At 27.8% G+C, this 20,411-nt stretch carries 20 protein-coding genes and 1 tRNA gene; 11 read left to right on the top strand and 10 right to left on the bottom strand.

What is annotated here, in order from left to right; genetic code table 11:
• Positions 1-67: 67 nt before the first annotated feature.
• The 3 genes from AC5YF9_RS00105 to AC5YF9_RS00095 form a co-directional block, all read right to left on the bottom strand.
• The gene (locus AC5YF9_RS00105) at positions 68-1,072 is read right to left on the bottom strand and encodes a TAXI family TRAP transporter solute-binding subunit (RefSeq protein ID WP_271492790.1); all 1,005 of its coding nucleotides are present in this window, start codon (positions 1,070-1,072) and stop codon (positions 68-70) included.
• A 72-nt stretch (positions 1,073-1,144) separates the two neighbouring features.
• Complete coding sequence (locus AC5YF9_RS00100) at positions 1,145-2,371, bottom strand: pyridoxal phosphate-dependent aminotransferase (protein WP_415304059.1); 1,227 nt, start codon at positions 2,369-2,371, stop codon at positions 1,145-1,147.
• Positions 2,372-4,333 carry an acetoacetate--CoA ligase gene (locus tag AC5YF9_RS00095; protein WP_415304058.1) on the bottom strand — a complete coding sequence of 654 codons (1,962 nt, stop codon included), beginning with the start codon at positions 4,331-4,333 and terminating at the stop codon, positions 2,372-2,374.
• A gap of 174 nt (positions 4,334-4,507) precedes the next feature.
• On the opposite strand from AC5YF9_RS00095, the gene AC5YF9_RS00090 reads away from it, so the two are divergent.
• Genes AC5YF9_RS00090 through AC5YF9_RS00075 form a run of 4 tightly spaced genes read left to right on the top strand, consistent with a single transcriptional unit; the run spans position 4,508 to position 8,580 of the window.
• Positions 4,508-6,988 carry a helicase-related protein gene (locus AC5YF9_RS00090; protein WP_496169898.1) on the top strand — a complete coding sequence of 827 codons (2,481 nt, stop codon included), beginning with the start codon at positions 4,508-4,510 and terminating at the stop codon, positions 6,986-6,988.
• Entirely contained in the window at positions 6,988-7,416 is a 429-nt protein-coding gene (locus AC5YF9_RS00085) for a tellurite resistance TerB family protein (RefSeq protein ID WP_415304057.1), read from the top strand. The genes AC5YF9_RS00090 and AC5YF9_RS00085 overlap by 1 nt, the downstream gene beginning before the upstream one ends.
• Positions 7,413-7,739 (top strand): ferredoxin FdxA, encoded by a 327-nt coding sequence (fdxA, locus tag AC5YF9_RS00080; RefSeq protein ID WP_415304056.1) that lies wholly within the window; start codon positions 7,413-7,415, stop codon positions 7,737-7,739. Before AC5YF9_RS00085 ends, fdxA begins: the two co-directional genes overlap by 4 nt.
• Entirely contained in the window at positions 7,696-8,580 is an 885-nt protein-coding gene (locus AC5YF9_RS00075; RefSeq protein ID WP_415304055.1) for a CarD family transcriptional regulator, read from the top strand. The genes fdxA and AC5YF9_RS00075 overlap by 44 nt, the downstream gene beginning before the upstream one ends.
• Before the next feature lie 357 nt (positions 8,581-8,937).
• Here AC5YF9_RS00075 and AC5YF9_RS00070 read toward each other — a convergent pair whose 3' ends face one another.
• Positions 8,938-10,641 (bottom strand): AMP-dependent synthetase/ligase, encoded by a 1,704-nt coding sequence (locus tag AC5YF9_RS00070; protein WP_415304054.1) that lies wholly within the window; start codon positions 10,639-10,641, stop codon positions 8,938-8,940.
• A gap of 7 nt (positions 10,642-10,648) precedes the next feature.
• Positions 10,649-10,733, bottom strand: a tRNA-Leu gene (locus AC5YF9_RS00065).
• 67 nt (positions 10,734-10,800) lie between these two features.
• Here AC5YF9_RS00065 and AC5YF9_RS00060 point away from each other — a divergent pair.
• From AC5YF9_RS00060 to AC5YF9_RS00050, 3 genes are read left to right on the top strand one after another with little or no spacing between them, the layout of a single operon-like run.
• Positions 10,801-11,397: a YqaA family protein gene (locus AC5YF9_RS00060; RefSeq protein ID WP_415304053.1), complete on the top strand. Its 597-nt coding sequence runs from the start codon at positions 10,801-10,803 to the stop codon at positions 11,395-11,397.
• 1 nt (position 11,398) lies between these two features.
• Positions 11,399-11,884: a disulfide bond formation protein B gene (locus tag AC5YF9_RS00055; protein ID WP_415304052.1), complete on the top strand. Its 486-nt coding sequence runs from the start codon at positions 11,399-11,401 to the stop codon at positions 11,882-11,884.
• Entirely contained in the window at positions 11,868-12,401 is a 534-nt protein-coding gene (locus tag AC5YF9_RS00050) for a demethoxyubiquinone hydroxylase family protein (protein WP_415304051.1), read from the top strand. Before AC5YF9_RS00055 ends, AC5YF9_RS00050 begins: the two co-directional genes overlap by 17 nt.
• Here the strand turns inward: AC5YF9_RS00050 and AC5YF9_RS00045 are convergent, their stop codons facing one another.
• Both AC5YF9_RS00045 and AC5YF9_RS00040 read right to left on the bottom strand, forming a co-directional pair.
• The gene (locus tag AC5YF9_RS00045; protein WP_415304936.1) at positions 12,402-12,968 is read right to left on the bottom strand and encodes an HNH endonuclease; all 567 of its coding nucleotides are present in this window, start codon (positions 12,966-12,968) and stop codon (positions 12,402-12,404) included.
• A gap of 50 nt (positions 12,969-13,018) precedes the next feature.
• The gene (locus AC5YF9_RS00040) at positions 13,019-13,675 is read right to left on the bottom strand and encodes an alpha/beta hydrolase (RefSeq protein WP_415304050.1); all 657 of its coding nucleotides are present in this window, start codon (positions 13,673-13,675) and stop codon (positions 13,019-13,021) included.
• A gap of 49 nt (positions 13,676-13,724) precedes the next feature.
• Between AC5YF9_RS00040 and AC5YF9_RS00035 the strand changes: the two genes are divergently transcribed.
• Complete coding sequence (locus AC5YF9_RS00035; RefSeq protein WP_271518973.1) at positions 13,725-13,928, top strand: twin transmembrane helix small protein; 204 nt, start codon at positions 13,725-13,727, stop codon at positions 13,926-13,928.
• Here AC5YF9_RS00035 and AC5YF9_RS00030 read toward each other — a convergent pair.
• Complete coding sequence (locus AC5YF9_RS00030) at positions 13,925-14,440, bottom strand: TlpA disulfide reductase family protein (RefSeq protein ID WP_415304049.1); 516 nt, start codon at positions 14,438-14,440, stop codon at positions 13,925-13,927. The two genes, AC5YF9_RS00035 and AC5YF9_RS00030, sit on opposite strands and share 4 nt — an antisense overlap.
• 24 nt (positions 14,441-14,464) lie before the next feature.
• Here AC5YF9_RS00030 and argH point away from each other — a divergent pair, with 24 nt between their 5' ends.
• The 3 genes from argH to AC5YF9_RS00015 all read left to right on the top strand — a co-directional run bounded on the left by argH (position 14,465) and on the right by AC5YF9_RS00015 (position 17,900).
• Positions 14,465-15,853, top strand: coding sequence for an argininosuccinate lyase (argH, locus tag AC5YF9_RS00025; protein ID WP_415304048.1), 1,389 nt, complete (start codon positions 14,465-14,467; stop codon positions 15,851-15,853).
• A 118-nt stretch (positions 15,854-15,971) separates the two neighbouring features.
• Positions 15,972-17,186, top strand: coding sequence for a diaminopimelate decarboxylase (lysA, locus tag AC5YF9_RS00020; RefSeq protein WP_415304047.1), 1,215 nt, complete (start codon positions 15,972-15,974; stop codon positions 17,184-17,186).
• Positions 17,187-17,198: 12 nt separating this feature from the next.
• Entirely contained in the window at positions 17,199-17,900 is a 702-nt protein-coding gene (locus AC5YF9_RS00015; protein ID WP_415304046.1) for a lysophospholipid acyltransferase family protein, read from the top strand.
• Here AC5YF9_RS00015 and dnaN read toward each other — a convergent pair.
• Together dnaN and dnaA are read right to left on the bottom strand one after the other, a co-directional pair.
• Positions 17,897-19,009: a DNA polymerase III subunit beta gene (gene dnaN / locus AC5YF9_RS00010; protein ID WP_415304045.1), complete on the bottom strand. Its 1,113-nt coding sequence runs from the start codon at positions 19,007-19,009 to the stop codon at positions 17,897-17,899. The two genes, AC5YF9_RS00015 and dnaN, sit on opposite strands and share 4 nt — an antisense overlap.
• Positions 18,999-20,411: a chromosomal replication initiator protein DnaA gene (gene dnaA, locus AC5YF9_RS00005; protein ID WP_415304044.1), complete on the bottom strand. Its 1,413-nt coding sequence runs from the start codon at positions 20,409-20,411 to the stop codon at positions 18,999-19,001. Before dnaA ends, dnaN begins: the two co-directional genes overlap by 11 nt.

The raw sequence follows: 20,411 nt of genomic DNA, 5'->3' as shown, positions 1-20,411 counted from the left end.
GATACTCTATAACAAAAAAAAGGCCCGATAAATATATCAGGCCTTTTAATTTAATTAAGGAGTTGGATTACATTAATCCAGCTTCTTTATAATATTTAATTGCACCTGGGTGTAATGGAGCTGACAAACCATCAGCAACCATATCTTCTTTTTTTAAAGAAGAAAAAGCAGGATGTTGTTTTTTGAAATCATCAAAGTTTTCAAAAACTGCTTTTACTACTAAATAAACAAGATCTGCTTCAACAGCATTACTAGTTACAACAGTAGCCTTAACACCAAAAGTAGTTACATCTTTTTTCTGTCCTGTGTAAGTTCCTTTAGGGATTACAGCTTTAGCATAATAAGCAGCACCATCAATTAGTCCTTGAACTTCAGGACCTGTTAAGTTGATAGGCAAAGCTTTTGCTCCACAAGAAGCTGCATTTTCCATTGCTCCATTTGGAAATCCTACTGAATAACCAAAAGCATCAATCTTACCATCACATAAAGCTTTTACTTGCTCAGATGAAGTCAGCTCTGTAGTAGATTTAAAGAAGCTATTATTAACTCCCTTTGCATCCATTAGCACTTCCATAGTTCCTCTTTGACCTGAACCAGCGTTACCAATGTTTACAACTTTTCCTTTAAGGCCAGCAAAATCTTTAACTTTTGCTTTTTTTCTTGCCCAAATTTGAAAAGGTTCGTTGTGTACTGAAAAAACAGCTCTTAAACCGTCAAACTTTTTTCCTTCCCACTTGCTTGATCCATTTACAGCATGATATTGCCAGTCAGACTGAGCTACACCAAATTGAAATTCACCAGCTGCGATTTGACCAATATTATAATTCGATCCACCAGTTGAAGGCGCAGTACATCTGTAAGCTTTATCTATACCTTTTTTTCTTCCGTGTTCTTTAGCAATTGCTGATTTGTGCAACATTTTGCAAATTGCGTTACCAGTTTGGAAATATACTCCAGTTGGTCCGCCCGTTCCTATCGTGAAGAACTCTGCAGATTTTGCAACACCAGTAAAAGATAAAGATGCAACAAAAATTAGTAGAGCACTTGATAGAGATGTTATTATTTTTTTCATATTCTCTCCTCTATATCGTTATTTTTATTAATTAAATTTAACAGTAATTAAGGGAGTATGTATAGCTGGTAGTTATGTTGATGTTGACCATTTTTTTAACTTGTCCACACCTTCAATAATCTTCGGCGCAAGTTTTAAAATTAAATTTTTATCGATTGCTTGTCCATTTTGGGTCTGTTTCATAAACTCTTGGCCATCAAAGTCTGTAAAGCTTAATCTTGCTAGCATTTTATTATTATCAAAACCAAAATCCGATCCTGGTAATAACGCTACACCGGTCTCTTTTAAAATATTGCCACACATTTCTGACGATGTATTAAATTTTTTATTTAAAAATTCTGGCATAAGATAAAAGCCTCCTTGAGGTTTATTAATTAAAATCTTGTTTGATTTTAGATTTTCATAAACATAATTACCAACTGCTTTAAGAATATTTTTAGAACTATTTATATATTTGCTATGATCACTTGTATAAGCAGTAATAGCCGCATATTGAATTGGTGCACTGACAGCTGAAAAAGTTTCACTAGCTAAAATATTAATTGAATTTTTTAAAATATTTAAAGAATCTGGAACTATAAAATAACCCAATCTCCAACCACCTGCTCCACACCATTTACTTAAACCTGTGCTTATAATAGTTTTTTCAGGACAAAAACTAGAAATAGATTTGAAACCTTCCTCAAAGCTTAATTCAGAATAAATTTCATCTGATAAAATAATAAGATTATATTTTTTAGCAATTTCACTAATTTCTTCTAAATTTTTACAAATCTGCCCAGATGGATTATTTGGTGAATTCAAAAATAATAGATAATTTTTATTCTTATCTTTTAAAATAACCTCTTCAATTTCAGAGCTAGTAGGAAACCAATTGTTTTCTCTTTTTGTTTGAATTGATTGAATTTTATTTCTTCCAAGAATTGCTTGTGGAGCGTAAGAAACCCAACTTGGTGCTGGCAATATTATTTCTCCATCAAACAAAACATGTAGTAAAAACATTAATTCTTTTGAACCCGGACCTATAATTACATTTTCAGATTTATAATTATAATTTTTTTTAGCTGATGTATATTTTGCAATAGCCTCTCTTAGCTCATTAAGGCCTTGCATCGGTAAGTATTTATTTTGATAAGCGTTATTTTTTAACGCATTAACAATATCAGTTGGAATTTGAAACGGAGATTGGCCAAATCCAAATTTAAATATTTTTTCACCTTTATCCTCTAGCTTTCTAGAGGTTTCATTAATTTTTAAAGTAGAGGATGGCTCTAAACCTTTAACTATATTTTTTAACATTTAATAATTTAATTCCTTTAAATTTTTATACTGTTCTAAAACTTGCGGATTTGCTAGTGCTTCTTTATTTTTAATTTCGTTTCCTTCTATTGTGTTTTTTACAGCTAATTCAACTATTTTTCCATTTTTAGTTCTTGGAATATCATCGACTACTATAACTTTAGATGGAACATGTCTTGGAGATACATTTTTTCTAATTTGTATTTTAATTTTTTTTAACAAAACTTCATTAAATGCATATTTGGAATTTAAGACTATGAATAGAATAATTCTAACATCATTATCCCAAGCTTGACCAACAGCAATAGATTCTTTGACTTCTATAAACTTTTCTACTTCAGAATATATTTCAGCAGTTCCAAGCCTCACCCCTCCAGGGTTGAGTGTCGTATCTGATCTACCATGAATAATGAAACCGCCACTTTTTTTTATCTCAGCATAGTCACCATGATACCATGTATTTAAAAAATTATTAAAATATGCATTTTTAAATTTAATATCATTTTTATCATTCCAAAATTTTAAAGGCATTGAAGGGAAAGGGTTTTTACAAACTAACTCTCCTTTTTTATTTTTTAAAGATTTACCCTTCTCATTAAAAACATCAACATTCATGCCTAATCCTTTATTTTGTATTTCACCTAAAATTACCGGTTGGAATAAATTTCCTAAAACAAAACAAGAAACAATGTCTGTACCTCCAGATATAGAAGATAAATGAACATTTTTTTTTATGTTCTTGTAGACATACTTAAATCCATCATTTGATAATGGAGATCCGGTAGAACAAATTGTTCTTAATTTTGATAATTTATACTTATATTTTAAAGTAGGCTTAAATTTACGAAGAGCATCAACATATTTTGCACTAATACCAAATAAAGTAATTTTTTCTTTTTCAGCAATTTTTAATAATAAGTCTTCTTTTTTGTACATCGGTGATCCATCAAATAAAACAATAGACGCCTTAGAAGCTAAGACACTTACCAGCCAGTTCCACATCATCCATCCACAAGTGGTAAAATAAAAAACATTATCACCTTCTTTAATATCGCAATGGAGTTGATGCTCTTTTTTATGTTGAAGCAAAACTCCTCCACTCCTATGACATATACACTTTGGCTTTCCAGTAGTTCCACTTGAATATAAAATTGCAAGTTCTTGCTCAAAATTAAACTTGGGAAACAGAATTTTCTCAGGTTCTTGTTTGGTTAGTTCACTCCACCTAATTACTTTTACTTTTTTAGTTGTGCATTTATTGTCTAAGTATTTTTCCCCTGGGTAATTAACAATAATAACATACTTGATAGAAGGTATCTCTTTTAAAATTAAAGGAACTCTCTCTAAAACATTTATTGTTTTTCCATTATAAAAATATTTATCTACTACAAATAAAACTTTAGGCTTGATTTGTGAAAAACGTTCTACTACACCTTTGACACCAAAATCTGGTGAACAAGACGACCATATTGATCCTAATAAAGAAGAGGCTATAAATGCTTCAACTGCCTCAATAGAATTGGGTAAATATGCTGCAACTCTATCTCTTTTTTTAATCTTAATATCTTTTAAAAATTTAGATATTTTACTCACGTTAATGTTTAGCTCATGCCAGCTTCTTTCTTCGCGAAAACCATTCTCGCTAATAAATGTTATTGCTTTATCTTTATTATTTTTTGAAAGTAAATTTTCTGCAAAATTTAACTTTGAATTTGGTAAAAATTTATTTTTATAGAATGTTTTTGATTTTTTCATTCTTAATTTACTCTTAAATCCTTTGATTTCTGAAAAATCCCAAACAGAACTCCAAAAATTACCAGGGTTTTTAATGCTCCATTTTAAAATATTTTCATATTTTTGATTAAAGTTTTTTTTGAATTTTTTTGAAATAAATTGCTCATAATTCGATAGCAGAGAATTTTTTTTCTGATCAGATGATGCTTCCCACAATTTTTGTTTCATAATTTTACTACAAAATACTAATACAGAATTATTTTTAATTATGTTAACCTAATAACTAAATAAATGATAAATGAGAACTTTTTCCTCTACGATTCGGTCATGTTTTAGTCTATTTTTGTTCTTTATGAGTAACAACATGTGGTGGAATAAAAATTAAAGGTACCATTAATAGAAATGTCTAAAAATAAAATTACAGCTGTTCTTGGTCCAACAAATACTGGAAAAACCTACCTTGCAATAGAAACTATGCTTTCCTTTGATTCGGGCATGATTGGTTTTCCTCTGAGACTGCTTGCGCGTGAGGTATATGACAAAATTATTAAAAAAATAAGTGTAGATAAAGTTGCCTTAATTACTGGTGAAGAAAAAATAATTCCTGCAAATGCAAAATATTTTCTTTGTACTGTTGAGTCTATGCCAATCAATAAACATTTAGATTTTGTTGGGATAGATGAAATACAAATGTGTGCGGATCATGAAAGAGGCCATATTTTTACTGATAGATTATTAAACCTTCGAGGAGAAAAATTAACAATGCTTATGGGCTCAAGCACTATTAAAAATATAATAAATAAGCTAGATGAGGATACTGAATTTATAGACAGAGAAAGACTTTCTAAACTTTCCTATGTAGGCTATAAAAAAATTTCACGGATAAATAGAAAAACAGTAATAATAGCTTTTTCAACAGAAGAAGTTTATGCAATTGCTGAACTTGTTAGAAGACAAAAGGGTGGAGCAGCTATTGTTATGGGTTCATTGAGTCCTAAAACAAGAAATGCCCAAGTTCAATTATTTCAGTCTGGAGATGTTGATTTTCTTGTTGCAACTGATGCAATTGGAATGGGAATTAATATGGATTTAGAAAATGTTTTTTTTTCAAATTTAAAAAAATTTGATGGAAGAAAGTTAAGACGTCTTAACATGTCTGAAATTGGACAAATTGCTGGAAGAGCTGGTAGATATTTAAATGATGGAAATTTTGGAATTACTGGTGATTGCAAAGAAATTTCAGCAGAAGAAATTGAGCTACTTGAAAATCATAAATTTGAAAAAATTCAAATGCTTTTTTGGAGAAATTCTAATTTAAATTTTAATAACTCTTTGAGCTTAATTAAATCACTTGAAGAAAAACCTAATAGAAATTGGTTAAGAAAAATACATGAGTGTGGAGATGAAAAACTTTTAAAATATTTTTTAAAAGACATGGAAGGTCATAATATTAAAAATAACCAAGAAACATTAGAATTGCTTTGGGAATGTTGTCAAATTCCTGATTTTGTAAAAAAAACTTATGGCAACCATCTTGAGGTGGTTAGTAAAGTTTTTAGTTTTTTAAATGGTAAAGAAGGCAAAATTACCAGTAATTATATGAGGTTGCAGTTAATAAAGTTAGATAAATTAGAGGGAAATGTTGATTCTTTATCAAATAGAATTGCAAATGTAAGAACTTGGTCATATGTTTCAAATAAAATTAATTGGGTTGAAAGTCAAAGTTATTGGATTGAAAAAACAAAATTATTAGAAGATAGGTTGTCTGATAGGCTACATGAAGAGCTTACTAAAACATTTATCGACAAAAGAGCCAGTGTGCTTGCAAGAGGATTAAAACAAGATATGGAATTCAAAACTCAGATAATGGAAGATGACAAAGTAATAATTGATGAACAGTTTATTGGTGATTTAAAAGGTTTGAGATTTGAGATGGACTTAAAAGCTGGTGCACTTGAAACTGATATCAAATCATTAAAAAAAGCAGCAAGACAAACGGTAGGTCCGGAACTACAAAAAAGAATTCAATCTATTATAGATACAAAATTAATAGAAATTAAAGATGATTTTAAAATTTATTGGAAAAATTTTCCGATTGCTAAATTAATCCCTGGTAAGGACTATCTAAACCCAGACATATTTTTAATAGTAGATGATATTTTAGAAAATGATGATAAACAAAAATTATCAGAATTTATTGAAAAATGGATTAAGGAAAGAATAAATCTAGTATTAAAAAGTCTGATTGATTTAAAAAATTTAAAGGAAAGCAATTCATCAATTAAAGCTTTAGCCTATCAATTATATGAAAATAATGGTGTGATTAAAAGAGAAGTAGTGACTGAATATTTAAAAAAACTTGGTCAAGATGAGAGGAAAACTTTAAGAGATTTAGGCGTAAAATTTGGTAGATATCATATTTTTTTATTTAGACTGTTGAAGCCTGAAGCTGTTTCCTTAAGAACCTTGCTGTGGAAAAACTTTAATCAAAAAAACTTTGATCTAACTCCTCCTACTTTTGGCTTAAATTTCTTAGATGATAAAAATATAAAAAATAAAAACTTTATGCTTCTTTGTGGCTTTGAAAATTTCGGAAATTATTTTGTTAGAATAGATATTTTGGAAAGATTGTTTGTACAAATCATAAATTCTGACCCCGAAAAAGGTAAAGAAATCAAACTCGTTCCTGGGATGCTTAATTTATTAGGATGTAGCAAGGAAAACTTTAAAAAATTGATTGAAAAAATGAATTATAAAATATTAGAAAAAGATAAGGATATTTATTTTAAATATAGTCCACAGAAACAAATTAAAAAAAACTTTAAAAAGACAACTCCTTTAAACAACCCATTCGAAGTATTAAAAAATTTAAATTTAAATTAATGATCAGTTTTTTTAAAAATAAAAAAAAAGATAAAGTAAATGATAATAAATTTTATTATAATATTGCAGCTCTATTAATCCATGCAGCAAAAATTGATGAAAATTATGAGGAGAAAGAGAAAGAAATCATTAAAAGAACTTTAATCAGATTGGGGCTAGAAATCTCAGATGTAGATAGTTTAATTTCAGAAGCAGCAACTATTGAAGAAAATTCAAATCAAATATTAGGTTTCACAAGAGAGGTTAAAAATGCCCCTCTGTCAGATAAGATAAAAATTGTTGAATCTTTATGGGAAATTATTTATTCAAATGACAATGCAGATATATATGAGACAAATTTGATGAGAAGACTTGCTGGTTTATTATATATAGATACAAAAACTATGGGTGACTTAAAAGAAAAAGTAAAAAGAGAATTAAAAAAATGACATACATTGTTAATGACAAATGTATTAAATGTAAATTAATGGACTGTGTAGAAGTTTGTCCAGTTGATTGTTTTTATGAGGGCAAAAATATGCTTGTAATTAAACCGGAGGAGTGTATAGATTGTGGCGTTTGCGAGCCAGAATGTCCAGTTGATGCTATAGTAGCAGATACAGAGTCTGGAAGCGAAAAATGGCTTGAATTAAATACTAAGTATTCTGAAATCTGGCCAAATATAACTGTTAAAAAAGATCCTCCCGAGGACAACGAAAAATATAAAAATGAAGAAAACAAGTACGACAAATATTTTAGCGAAAATCTTTAAAAAAACACCTGAAAAAAAAGCAAAAAAAAAGACTGTAGCTAAGGTAAATAAAAAACCTACCCCTCCAAAAGTAGCTAAAAAAAATATTCTTGTTAAAAAATCTAAAGTAGCAAAACAAACTACAGCAAAAGTTAAAAAAAATTTAAAAACTGTTACTACAAAGAATGCTCCACTAAAAGTAGAAGAAAAAAAAGATAATTTGAGAATTTCTAAAAGTAATGAAGTTAAACCTGAAATTAAAAAAGTAAAGAAACAGGAAACAGAGAAAAAAGAATACAAGGTTAAAGACTATGTTGTTTATCCAAAGCATGGTGTTGGACAAATTACCGAATTCAAAAAAATTAATATTGGTGGTATTGATGTTGAAACATATGTACTTAAGTTTGAAAAAGATAAAGCTAATGGAATGGTTCCAGTAAACAAACAGTCTCATCTTAGACCGTTGGCAACTATTAATCAGGTTAATAAATGTATAACTATTTTAAAAAGTAAACCAAAAATTAAAAGATCAATGTGGAGTAGAAGAGCACAAGAGTATGAGTCTAAAATATCTTCAGGTAAAATTTACGAGCTTGCTGAAGTTGTTAGGGATTTAAACAAAGGTGATGATCTCATGGTTGATCAGTCTTACAGTGAAAGACAACTTTTTGAGAAAGCCTATGAAAGAATCTTATCAGAATTCCAAATAGTAATGGGAGTGTCATTAGAAGATACACAAAAAAAATTAGATAAAGCATTAAAGAGAAACCTGGAGGGGCAAGCAAAAGCTACTGTCGCTCCTACCAAGCTTGTAGAGACAGAAACATCTGAAGCTGAGCCAATTACTGATACTGAAGACTAAAAATTAGGCAAAAAAAAACGCCTCTCACACAAAATTTTATGAGAAGCGTTTTTTGAAAAGATTAAGATACTATCTTTTTCTTTTCTTAGCTTTTTTAGCTTTTTTAGCTTTTTTCTTAGTTTTCTTTGCAGCTTTTTTTGCTTTTTTCTTTGTAGCCATCTTTAGCTCCCTGTTTAAGTTAAACGAATCAAAGTGATTCGTTGTTAACTTATTTTTATTTTTTTATACAAGTGATGTCAAATCTTTAATTAAAGAACAATTTAATGTTTTTTTTTCTATAATAGTTTTTTTTCTTTATATTTTATTAAGTAAAAAAAGTTATATTTTATGCGACTTATAATCTGCTTAAAAATAAAATTAAAAAAGTTTTTCAAATTCTTTTTTATAATCTTTTATAATTTTATATCTTTTTAATTTTAAAGTAGGCGTCATCATGTTATTTTCAATTGTAAATTGATCTTTAATTATAAAAAACTTTTTTATTTTTTCTATATTGGATAAATTTTTATTTATTTTGTCTATCTCTTGTTGAATTTGCTCTTGGGTAATATTTTTATATTTCTGGCTTAAAACTATTAGGCTAACTAAGTATGGTTTGTTATCACCATAAACTAAGCTTTGCTCAATAAAATCATTTTTATTTAGATCATTCTCAATTTTAATTGGTGAAATATTATCTCCGCCAGGAGTTATTATTATGTCTTTTTTTCTATCTGTTATTTTTAAAAATTCTCCATCAAATTCTCCAATATCACCAGTATACAACCATCCATTTTTTAAAACTTTTTTTGTTTCTTCATCATTTTTCCAATAACCAAGCATAACGTTTTCTCCTTTAACAAGTATTTCACCATCATCTGCAATTTTAACTGAATTTCCCTTAAATGGCTTCCCGACTGTCTCAACTTTAATTTCATCTATGGAGTTACAACTTACCACTGGAGATGCTTCGCTTAAACCATACCCTTGCAATGTTGGTAGTCCAATAGCATTTAAAAATGAACCTACTTCTTTATCTAAAGCTCCACCTCCAGAAATAAATGCCTTTAAGCTCCCTCCAAATTGATTTTTAATTTTTTTTCTTACCAACTTTTCGCATATCCAATTAATGAAATTTTCTATTAGTGAAAGTTTTTTTTTATCTAATTTTTTTCTGCCTAAATTAACTGTTTGATTAATTAATAATTTTTTTAACCCTTTGGCTTTATCAAATGTTGTATTAATTTTTTGGTATAAATTTTGATAAAACCTTGGTACTGCAGTCATTATTTCTGGCGAACAATCGCCCATATTTTGAATTAATTTCTCTATGCTTTCAGCATAAAATACTCTCGCTGCAACTACTATTTGTACAAACTGAACAGTGTGTTCGTATGAGTGTGAAAGTGGAAGCCAAGTCAAAAACTTTGGTTTATTTGAAATAAATGTTTTTAGCAAATCATAAGCACCTTCGCAGTTATTTAGAATCCCTCCATGACTTAACATGACACCTTTTGGATTTCCCTGAGTTCCAGAAGTATAGATTATGCAAGCAACATCCTTTCTTTGAATTTTTAAATCAAAAAAATTTAAATAATTACAGTTCTCTTTCTTAAATATTTCATTAGTTTTTAAATATAATTCTTTATTAAAATTATCAATATGCTCGAAAAAAATTATTTTTTTAATAAATTTTTTGTTAGGAATAATATTTCTAATCTTTTCAAATTGTGTTTTGTCTGAAATAATGAGAATTGCTGGAGTGCAGTCATCGATTATGTATTCATAGTCTCTTTCTGAGTAGGTTGTGTAGGCAGGAACTGTTATCCCCCCGGAAAGCATGATAGAAAGGTCAGCTATCATCCACTCAGGTCTATTTTCAGATATTAACAAGCATCTATCACCCTTTTTAATATATTTTGATACCTCTTCTGATAATTTATTGATATTAAAATAAACATCTTCCCATGAATATTTTTTTTTAGGTTCTTTTAAGGATTGTAAAAAAATACTTTCTTTATCCTGTCTTTGATATTGATCATAAAATAACTCTAATAAATTATTAATTTTGTTTATTTGCATACAATATTGGTGGGCGAAGAGAGAATCGAACTCTCACTTCTTGCAAAACACGATTTTGAGTCGTGCGCGTCTACCAGTTCCGCCATTCGCCCTAATTTTTCATTATTATAACTATTAAATTAAATAGTATAAGAACTTAATTTATATTAAAACCAAAAAATGTTTAATGAATTATATCAAAAATCTTTAGACTTAGCTGCTCACAAGCGTTCAAAAATATTTTTAGCAATTGTGTCTTTTGTGGAAAGTTCTTTTTTTCCTATTCCGCCTGACGTTATGATTGTACCAATGGTTGTTGCAAAGAAAAATGATTATCTAAAGATTTTTACAATCGCTACACTTTTCTCTACTCTAGGTGGAGCATTGGGCTACTTTATTGGTTCATATTTTTTAGATTTTGCAATGACTGTAATAAGTTTTTATAGTTATGAAGATAAAGTTCTTAGTCTTAAAGATAATCTAACAAAGGATACTGGATTTTATATTTGGTTGGCTACTTTATTTCTTGCTGGGTTTACACCGTTACCGTTTAAAGTTTTTACAATAACTAGTGGTATGATTGGTTTTAACTTATTCATATTTCTTATTATTTGCCTATTTTCTAGAGGTTTAAGATTCTTTATTGTTTCTTATCTATCATTTAAATTTGGCGATACATTTAATAAATTCATGAAAACAAAAGTTGCAATTTGGTTTACAATTTTAGGAATTTTAATTGTTATAATTTTTAGTGTGATATATTTTACTATTAAATAATATGTCTCAAATTAAAAATAAAATAACATTAAACTTAATTCTTTTATTTAATATTCTTGCTATCATAGCGGCATATTTTATTCAGTATGTATTGGGTCATCAACCCTGCAATTTGTGTTTAATTGAACGAATACCTTATATTTTCTCCATAATAATTATTTTAGTTTGTTTATTTTCTCAAAAATTTGAAAAAGTTTTTTTAATAATTTTAAGTTTAACATTTTTTACTGCAACTTTATTATCCTTTTACCATTTTGGAATTGAGCAAGGATTTATTAAGGAATCCTTAGTTTGCGATTTAAATAATCCAGACAATGAACTAACTAAAGAAGCTCTTTTGAATCAACTAAAAGCGTTGCCTGTGAGCTGTAAGGATGTAACTTTTAAAATTTTTGGTTTATCCCTTGCGACTTTTAATATTTTTATCAATTTGATATTGAGTGTTATAACAACAAAACTTTTTTTAACTTATGAAAAAAACAGATAAAAACAAAGTAAAAGAATTTATTAGAGTTGATCATGCTGGAGAACGTGGTGCAATTAAAATTTATGAAGGTCAGCTATTAGCTCTCAACACATTTGTAAAAGATGATAATTTAAAGAAAAAAATTGAAGAAATGAAAATTCATGAGAAGGAACATTGTGAATATTTTGAAAATGAAATCAAAAAAAGAAATATCAAGCCTACAAAATTTTTACCTTTATGGGATATTCTTGGTGTAGGACTAGGATTTGGTTCAACTATATTGGGGAAAAAAGCAGCTATGCTTTGTACTGCTTCAGTTGAAGAAGTTATAGACGAACATTATTCAAATCAAATTAAAGAGCTAAAGAATGATGAAAAAAAATTGAAAGAAAAAATTATTAAATTTAGAGAAGACGAATTGCTCCATAAAGATATAGCTTATGCAGAAGGGGCAACAAAAAAGGGTATGTACTCAATTTTGGATAAAATAATTAAAACAGGCTCAAAAATTGCAATAAATATATCTGAAAAGATATAATTAGGCTTCCAACTCAACATCCCAGTACAAATAATCCATCCAACTCTTGTGAAGAAAATTTGGTGGAAAGTGTTTGCCATTTTTATGCAGTTCTTCAGTGGTGGGCTGAAAAGGATCCCGATTGAGCGTCATATCTGAATTTTTTAACAATCTACCACCTTTTTTTACATTGCATGAAGAGCAAGCAGTCACAACATTATCCCAATTTGTTTGTCCTCCTCTAAATCTTGGCAGTAAATGATCAAATGTTAACTCTTGGTTGCTCCCACAATATTGGCATAAGAACTTGTCTCTTAAAAAAACATTAAACCTTGTAAAACTTGGATTAGATTGGGGTTTTATAAAACTTTTTAAAGCAATTACACTTGGTAACTTCATTTTAAATGACGGGCTTCTAATAATTCTATCATAATTACTTACTATAATTACTCTGTCTAAAAAAACAGATTTCACTGAGTCTTGCCAGCTCCATAAAGAAAGTGGATAGTAACTCAATGGTCTATAGTCAGCATTCAAGACTAATGCAGGACATTTTTCTAAAGAAAGATTTTGATTAGCAAAGAACATTAACAAAATTCTAACTGAAAAAAATTGTTTTATCAATAAATAGAATTCTATTAAATTTGAAAGTTATTTTTTATATAATCTAATGCTGCGCTTGAAGCTTCAACTGGAATATGATGTCCACAATTTTTTATTATTTTTGTTACAATTTCAATATCATTTCGAATTAAAAAATCCTTAGCTTCTAATAAAAAAGTTGGTGGAACAACTTCATCTTTATCTCCATGTAATAAAAGCATTTTTGTTGAAGATATTTTTCTTTTAATAAGGTCTTCCTGATTTATTATTTTTCCAGAAAAACCAACAATACAGTTGTAATTTTTACTGCTTGTTAGTCCTAGATTTATAGACATCATACACCCTTGACTAAAGCCTGATAAACAAATTTGTGAATTTTTTAAATCATATTCATTTTTAACTTCTTCAATAAATTGTTTAAGTTTTATTTCAGCTTTTTTAGACTGTGCTAAAATATATTCCGGATCATCTCTGGTTAAGTCAAACCATTGGTAACCAACTGGATTAATTTCACATTTTTCATGTCCGTTTGGACATAAAAAAACAGCATTAGGTAAGAATCTTTTCCAATTTAAGGTTAACATACTTATATCTTTTCCGTCTCCACCATATCCATGAAGTAAAATAATTGCACACTTAATTGCTATATTTTTTTCTGGTTTTATAATTGTAGTTGTTAGACAAAATGTCATAGATGTTTTATTATGTTTTTTTATTTAAAAAATATACTACAGTATAATTATGATTTCTGGAACCTTAGTAAAAATTCTTGGTATAGTACTTTTAATAGTTGTTGCTGTTGTATTAATTTTAGGAATTGGAACTCTATTTAAAGGTGGAGAGACTAGTAAAAAATATTCAAATAAACTAATGCAGTACAGAGTGCTTTTTCAATTTATAGCTATAATTGTTTTAGTTTGTTTTGCTTATTTTTTTAAAAATTAATTATAAAGCTTTAACCAATTAATAAATTCTTCATCATTAAAATCAATAGATCCCATAATCCGGACAAATTCTTTTCCTTTTTTATTAAATATAATAGTTGTAGGAACTCCTCTTAAAGAAAATTTCTTTGCCAAGGTAATAGGTGCATCAAAATAAATTTCTAAATTCTTAATATTTAGTTCTTTAAAAAAAGATTCAGTTTTGGATACATCTTCTTGACCAATATTTATTGGGAAGATTTTTAGGTTATTTAATTTAGTATTTGATTGAAGATCATCTAAAGATGGCATCTCATCTCTACAAGGAGCACACCACGTTGCCCAAAAATTTAATATCACCAGTTTTCCTTTAAAATCATCTAAATTAACGTTTTTTTGATTTATATCCTTAAAGATTACCTCTTCATATATTTTTGGATTTTTTATTAAAATTAAATTTTTTAAGTCAGGTTTTTCTAAGGCATAACTGAAATTGGTAGTTATTAGATAAATAAATATTATTAATAATTTCATACTAAATATGTATAATTAGTTATCATGGTAAAAAATAAAAACAATAACGCAATATGGGGCTCAAGAATAAAAAAAGATGCCTCCACATTGTTTCAAAAAGTGGGTAATTCAATAGATATAGATAAAAAACTTTTTAAAGAAGATATTTTGGGATCAACCGCACATGTTGAAATGTTATTTAAACAGAAAATTATTTCTTTTAAAATTAAAAATAAAATAATTTATGGACTAAACAAAATCGAAAAAGAAATTTTAAAAAATAAATTTGAATATAATAAGAAGTATGAAGATATTCATATGAATATCGAAAAAAGATTATTTCAAATTATAGGTGAAGAAGCAGGATATGTTCACACTGCAAGATCTAGAAATGATCAAGTGATTACTGATTTTAAAATGTGGACTATGTCAGCTACTAAACAGATTAATAAAAGCTTAGATAATATTATAAAAACGATCATTAAAATTTCTGAAAAGAATATTGAAACAATAATGCCTGGATTTACACATTTAAAAAATGCTCAAGCAGTATCATTTGCTCATTATTTAATGTCTTATGTGGAGATGTTTAGTAGAGATAAAAAGCGATTTTCATATAACCTAGAAAGTTTATCCGAATGTCCTCTTGGTGTTGCAGCATTAACTGGAACTTCTTTTAATATTGATAGAAATTTTACTTCAAAAAAACTAGGCTTTAAAAAACCAACAAATAACTCAATAGATACTGTTGCTGACAGAGATTTTGTTCTAGACTTTTTATATAGCGCATCAGTATGCTCTATGCACATTTCAAGAATTGCGGAGGAGTTAATTATTTGGAATTCAGATGCTTTTAATTTGATTACTCTTTCAGACAAAGTCGTTACGGGATCTTCTATAATGCCTCAAAAGAAAAACCCTGATTTATTAGAATATCTAAGAGGAAAAACTGGCACAACTTATGGAAATTTATTTGCAATGTTAACGATACTTAAGGGTTTGCCAATATCTTATTTCAAAGATTTACAGGATGATAAGGAGATATTATTTAAATCTAACGAAACTCTTAACAACTGTATTTCAATTCTTAACGAGGTTTTAAAAAACTTGAGGCCTAATAAAAAACAAATGTTAGACCTTGCAAATTTTGGTTATATTACAGCTACAGATTTAGCTGATTATCTTGTTAAAAACCATTCAATGCCATTTAGAAAGGCATATCAAACGACAGCCATGATTGTTAATTTTGCAGAAAAGAAAAAAAAGAAATTAAATGAGCTTAGCATTGAGGAGTTAAAAAAAATTGAGCCCAAACTAACAGCTGAAGTATTAAAGGTATTTAATGTAAAAAACTCAGTAAATTCAAAAAGATCTTATGGTGGAACATCTTTTGATAATATTAAAAAAATGATAATAAAATATAAAAAAGCATAAAATGATAAAAAAGTTAATTTTAATTTCTACATTTTGTATTTTGTTATTCTCATGTGGCAAAAAAGGAGAACCAAAATATGACGGAAATGAACAAACCTTCCCAAAATCTTACTGATTAATGAAATACATTAATAAAAACTTAATAATTGAAAAAGTTAAAGTTGAGAATTTAGTTAAAAAATTTGGCACTCCCACATATTGCTACTCATATGAGCAATTAAAAAAAAATATAAGCCATTTTAAAAAAAGCTTCAGCTCTTTTGCACCACTAGTTTGCTTCGCTATTAAATCTAATACAAATGTAAAGCTAATTAGAGAAATTAGAAAATTTGGATTGGGTGCAGATGTGGTTTCAATGGGAGAATTGATGATGGCGCTTAAGGCTGGAATAGATCCAAAAAAAATAGTTTTTTCAGGGGTTGGAAAAACATCAAATGAAATAAGCTATGCAATTGATAAAAAAATTTTATTAATAAATGCAGAGTCTAAAAGTGAGATTAATGAAATTGAAAAAATTGCTAAATTTAAAAAAAAAATCATAAATATTGGCATTAGATTAAATCCAAATACAGATGCGAAAACATTAAAACAAATTTCAACTGGTAAAAAAGAAAATAAATTTGGTGTAGATAAAAAAACATTTTTTGATCTTGTTAATTATTCTAAATTTTCAAAGAATATTAATCTTAAATGTTTAAGCGTTCATATAGGAAGTCAAATTTTAGATCATAAACCATATGAAAAAATGCTTAAGGTGTTGGATAAGATTATCAAAAAAAGTAATTACAAATTCGAGTTCATTGACCTAGGTGGTGGTATGGGAATATCTTATGAAAAAAATAATAAAAAACTTAATTATCAAAAATATAATATCGCCATAAAGAAATTTTTAAAAAATCATAACTCTAAAATCATATTTGAACCTGGTAGATCAATAGTTGGAAACATAGGCACACTCATTTCAAAAGTTATTTATATAAAAGAGAATGAAAAAAAAGACTTTATTATATTGGATGCTGCAATGAATGACCTTATGAGGCCAGCATTATATGGCGCAAAACACAGAACTTTACCTGTAATAAAAACAAATCAAACCTCAAAAAAAGTTTATGAATTTGTTGGACCAATTTGTGAAAGCACTGACAAATTTACAACTTTAAAAAAATTCCAAAAACTAAAAGAAAAAGACCTAGTAGTTATGTGCGATGTTGGGGCTTATGGAATGTCATTAAGTTCAAACTATAATGTTAGGCCAAAACCAGCTGAGATATTAATCAAGGGTTCTAAAATTAATATCATTAAAAAAAGACAAAACCTAAAAGAGCTAATTTAGTTTTTGATAAAAATGATAAGAAACTTTTTATTTTCACTATTTTTTTTTACTGGTATTGTTTTTATTTCCTTAATATTCCTTCCAGCAATTTTTTTACCTAAAAAGATAGTTTTATTTGGTGGAAAAATTATGGGTTATTGGACTTCTTTTTGTTTACAAATTTTTTTATCAACTAAAATAATAATTAAAGGTAAGGAAAATATAATTGAAAATAGAAAGTTTTTTATAGCATCATCTCACCAATCAATGTTTGAAACTTTTTTTTTACAGACAATTTTTAATTCTCCAGTTTTTATTCTTAAAAAAGAATTACTAACCATACCTATATTTGGCTGGTACCTTAAAAAAATTGGTTCAATACCGATTAAAAGAAATAAGGTATCAAAAGAAAATCTTGGTTTTTTTAATGATATATCAAAAAAAATAAATGCATCAGAGAGACCTATAATAATTTTTCCACAAGGTACAAGATTACCACCTGAAGATAGAACACCTTTTAAGAAAGGTTCCAGCAGAATCTATGAGGAATTAAAAATTTCATGCCAACCAGTAGCAATTAACTCTGGGAAAACCTGGCCAAAAAAAGGTTCAAAAAAAATTAATACAATTTTAACTATTTCAATTTTAAAATCTATTGAGCCTGGATTAGAAAAAAAAGTTTTCTTAAGAAAATTAGAGAATGTTATTTATTCTGAACTAGATGTTTTAAATTAGCCCTTCATAGGCATTACAACAAAAATACTATCGAAGTCACCCGGATCTTTAATTAAAGCTGGAGAACCAGTGTCATTAAAAAAGATTTCAATTTTGTCCCCATCAAGTTGTGAGGCAACGTCAATCAAATATCTAGAATTAAAACTAATTTCCAAATCATGCTCAAATTTTACGCTTAGACTTTCCTTTCCATCACCACTGTTAGTGTTGTTAACTGATAAATTTAAAACATCTTTTGACAAATTAAATTTTACTCCGTCTTTTTTATCTAATGAAACTGAAGCAACCCTGTCAACAGAGTCCAAAAATAACTTTAGATCTATTTCTAATTTTTTTTGGTTATTTTTTGGTATCACTTGAATATAATTAGGAAATTTTCCATCAATTAGCTTAGAGATTAAAATACTATTGTTAAGTTCAAATTTAATTTTAGATTTAACATTTGAAATTTTTACATCTCCATCATAACTCTCTAGCAAAGAGCATAATTGAAATATTGTTTTTTTAGGCAATATAATTGGTTCAAAATCTACCTTCTTATCTAATCTTATTTTGGATATAGACATTCTATGACTATCTGTTGCCGCTGCTGTTAAAAAAATTTTATCTTCAATTTCAGTTTGATGAAAAAAAATTCCACTTAAATAATGTCTTGTTTCATCACTAGACACTGAAAATTTACATTTATTTAGTAATTTTAATAATTGCTTAGACTTTATAGAGAATTCATTTTGATTAAAGTTTTCATCTGTTAATGGAAATTCAGATGCACTAATACAATTTAAATTAAAGACAGATTTCTCTGATTCAACTTGAAGCTTACTAACATCTGTTAAAGATAGATTAATTTTTTTTCCTGAAGAGAACTTTCTTATAATATCATACATGATTGATGAAGTTGTAGTTGTATTTCCCTCTTCAATAACCTCTACATTATTAATTTGATGGATGAATATTAAATCTAAATCTGTTGCAGTAATTGTTAAATTTGAATTACTAGCAGTTAATAAAACATTTGATAAAATTGGTAGCGTACTTCTTTTTTCTATTACACCCTGGCAATAATTCAGTGCCTGTTGTAAATCTTGCTGGTTAACATTAAATTTCATTTTCTTTAGTATATAGTATCTGATTTTTTAAGTTATTAATATTGTTGGTCATTTCTGGATCTTTTTCCTTCAATTTTTCAATTGTTTTAACAGAATGTATGATTGTTGTATGATCTCGATTAGAAAATTCCCTACCTATTTCTGGTAAAGATTTAGAAGTTAGTATCTTAGTTAAATAAATCGCAGTCTGCCTTGGTCTGACTAGATATCTTGATCTTCTTGAAGATAGCATCTCATTTTTACTTATTTTAAAGAATTTACAAACAGTAGATTGGATTAAATCAATTGTTACTTTATTTTCACCTATATTGAGTAAGTCTTTTAAAACAACTTTAACCTCAGATAAATTTGGAACTTTGTTGTATATCCTTGAAAAAGAAACAACTCTATTAATTGCACCAACTAGCTCTCTGATGCTTGTTGTAATTTCAGTACTAATAAATTTTTGTATTTCTTCAGAAATATTTATTTGATTAGAGTAAAAAACATTGAGCTCTTCAGTTTTTTGTTTAACAATTTTAATTCTAAGTTCACAATCTGGTTTTTGAATATCAACAACTAAACCACCTGCAAATCTTGATTTAATTCTATCTTGAATTCTAGATAGTTTGTTTGGAGCTCTGTCTGCAGAAATTATTACTTGTGAGCCTTTATCGAGCAATGCATTAAATGTATGAAAAAACTCCTCCTGCATTGCTTCCTTACCATTCATGAACTGAATATCATCAATTAACAAAATATCTGTATTTCTAAAATATTCTTTAAATTTTACCATATCATTAGATTTAATAGACTTAACAAATTGATACATAAATCTTTCAGCAGAAATAAACATCACTTTATTTTTGTCTTTTAATGAAAGGCCAATAGAATTTAATAAATGAGTTTTACCCATTCCAACACCTCCATAGATATAAAGTGGGTTATAGTGTGAAATATTTTCTGAAACTTTTAGCGATGCTTCGTATGCTAATTTATTACTTGCACCAGTTATAAAATTATCAAACCTTTTGTTAGGGTCAATTCTGTTATATTGTAAGTATGTATCTTTAATGAAGGATACGTTTTCATTATTTGCACTTGATTGAAGGTTATTTTCAACATCATTATCAATACTTTTTTCAACAATCTTAAACTCTATTCTTGTTAAATCTTTTTTATACATTTTAACAACTTGTAAGATTTGATCTAAGTATCTTGAGGTAATCCAGTCTCTTATAAATCTAGTGGAAACAGACAGTAAGATATAATTATTCATCTCTTCAACAAAGTCTATTTTTTGAAGCCAACTTTCATATATATCACTGCCAAGTTTACTCTTCATATCTTTTTGAATCAGGGACCAATCTAGAGTTTCAGAAGAGGTATTTTTTAAATTTTGTGTTGTATTATTGATAGACAT

It is taken from the genome of Candidatus Pelagibacter sp. uisw_098 (assembly GCF_059512505.1).
This window is presented reverse-complemented; position numbering and strand designations above follow the sequence as displayed.

Excerpts from the sequence above, each read along its gene's own strand:
- AC5YF9_RS00045 (WP_415304936.1), bottom strand. The coding sequence starts at position 12,968 with ATGTTCTTTGCTAATCAAAATCTTTCTTTAGAAAAATGTCCTGCATTA.
- AC5YF9_RS00105 (WP_271492790.1), bottom strand. The coding sequence starts at position 1,072 with ATGAAAAAAATAATAACATCTCTATCAAGTGCTCTACTAATTTTTGTT.
- AC5YF9_RS00090 (WP_496169898.1), top strand. The coding sequence starts at position 4,508 with ATGTCTAAAAATAAAATTACAGCTGTTCTTGGTCCAACAAATACTGGA.
- AC5YF9_RS00075 (WP_415304055.1), top strand. The coding sequence starts at position 7,696 with ATGAAGAAAACAAGTACGACAAATATTTTAGCGAAAATCTTTAAAAAA.
- AC5YF9_RS00070 (WP_415304054.1), bottom strand. The coding sequence starts at position 10,641 with ATGCAAATAAACAAAATTAATAATTTATTAGAGTTATTTTATGATCAA.
- AC5YF9_RS00100 (WP_415304059.1), bottom strand. The coding sequence starts at position 2,371 with ATGTTAAAAAATATAGTTAAAGGTTTAGAGCCATCCTCTACTTTAAAA.
- AC5YF9_RS00055 (WP_415304052.1), top strand. The coding sequence starts at position 11,399 with ATGTCTCAAATTAAAAATAAAATAACATTAAACTTAATTCTTTTATTT.
- argH (WP_415304048.1), top strand. The coding sequence starts at position 14,465 with ATGGTAAAAAATAAAAACAATAACGCAATATGGGGCTCAAGAATAAAA.
- AC5YF9_RS00040 (WP_415304050.1), bottom strand. The coding sequence starts at position 13,675 with ATGACATTTTGTCTAACAACTACAATTATAAAACCAGAAAAAAATATA.
- lysA (WP_415304047.1), top strand. The coding sequence starts at position 15,972 with ATGAAATACATTAATAAAAACTTAATAATTGAAAAAGTTAAAGTTGAG.
- dnaA (WP_415304044.1), bottom strand. The coding sequence starts at position 20,411 with ATGTCTATCAATAATACAACACAAAATTTAAAAAATACCTCTTCTGAA.
- AC5YF9_RS00015 (WP_415304046.1), top strand. The coding sequence starts at position 17,199 with ATGATAAGAAACTTTTTATTTTCACTATTTTTTTTTACTGGTATTGTT.
- dnaN (WP_415304045.1), bottom strand. The coding sequence starts at position 19,009 with ATGAAATTTAATGTTAACCAGCAAGATTTACAACAGGCACTGAATTAT.
- AC5YF9_RS00060 (WP_415304053.1), top strand. The coding sequence starts at position 10,801 with ATGTTTAATGAATTATATCAAAAATCTTTAGACTTAGCTGCTCACAAG.
- AC5YF9_RS00095 (WP_415304058.1), bottom strand. The coding sequence starts at position 4,333 with ATGAAACAAAAATTGTGGGAAGCATCATCTGATCAGAAAAAAAATTCT.
- AC5YF9_RS00085 (WP_415304057.1), top strand. The coding sequence starts at position 6,988 with ATGATCAGTTTTTTTAAAAATAAAAAAAAAGATAAAGTAAATGATAAT.
- AC5YF9_RS00030 (WP_415304049.1), bottom strand. The coding sequence starts at position 14,440 with ATGAAATTATTAATAATATTTATTTATCTAATAACTACCAATTTCAGT.
- AC5YF9_RS00035 (WP_271518973.1), top strand. The coding sequence starts at position 13,725 with ATGATTTCTGGAACCTTAGTAAAAATTCTTGGTATAGTACTTTTAATA.
- AC5YF9_RS00050 (WP_415304051.1), top strand. The coding sequence starts at position 11,868 with ATGAAAAAAACAGATAAAAACAAAGTAAAAGAATTTATTAGAGTTGAT.
- fdxA (WP_415304056.1), top strand. The coding sequence starts at position 7,413 with ATGACATACATTGTTAATGACAAATGTATTAAATGTAAATTAATGGAC.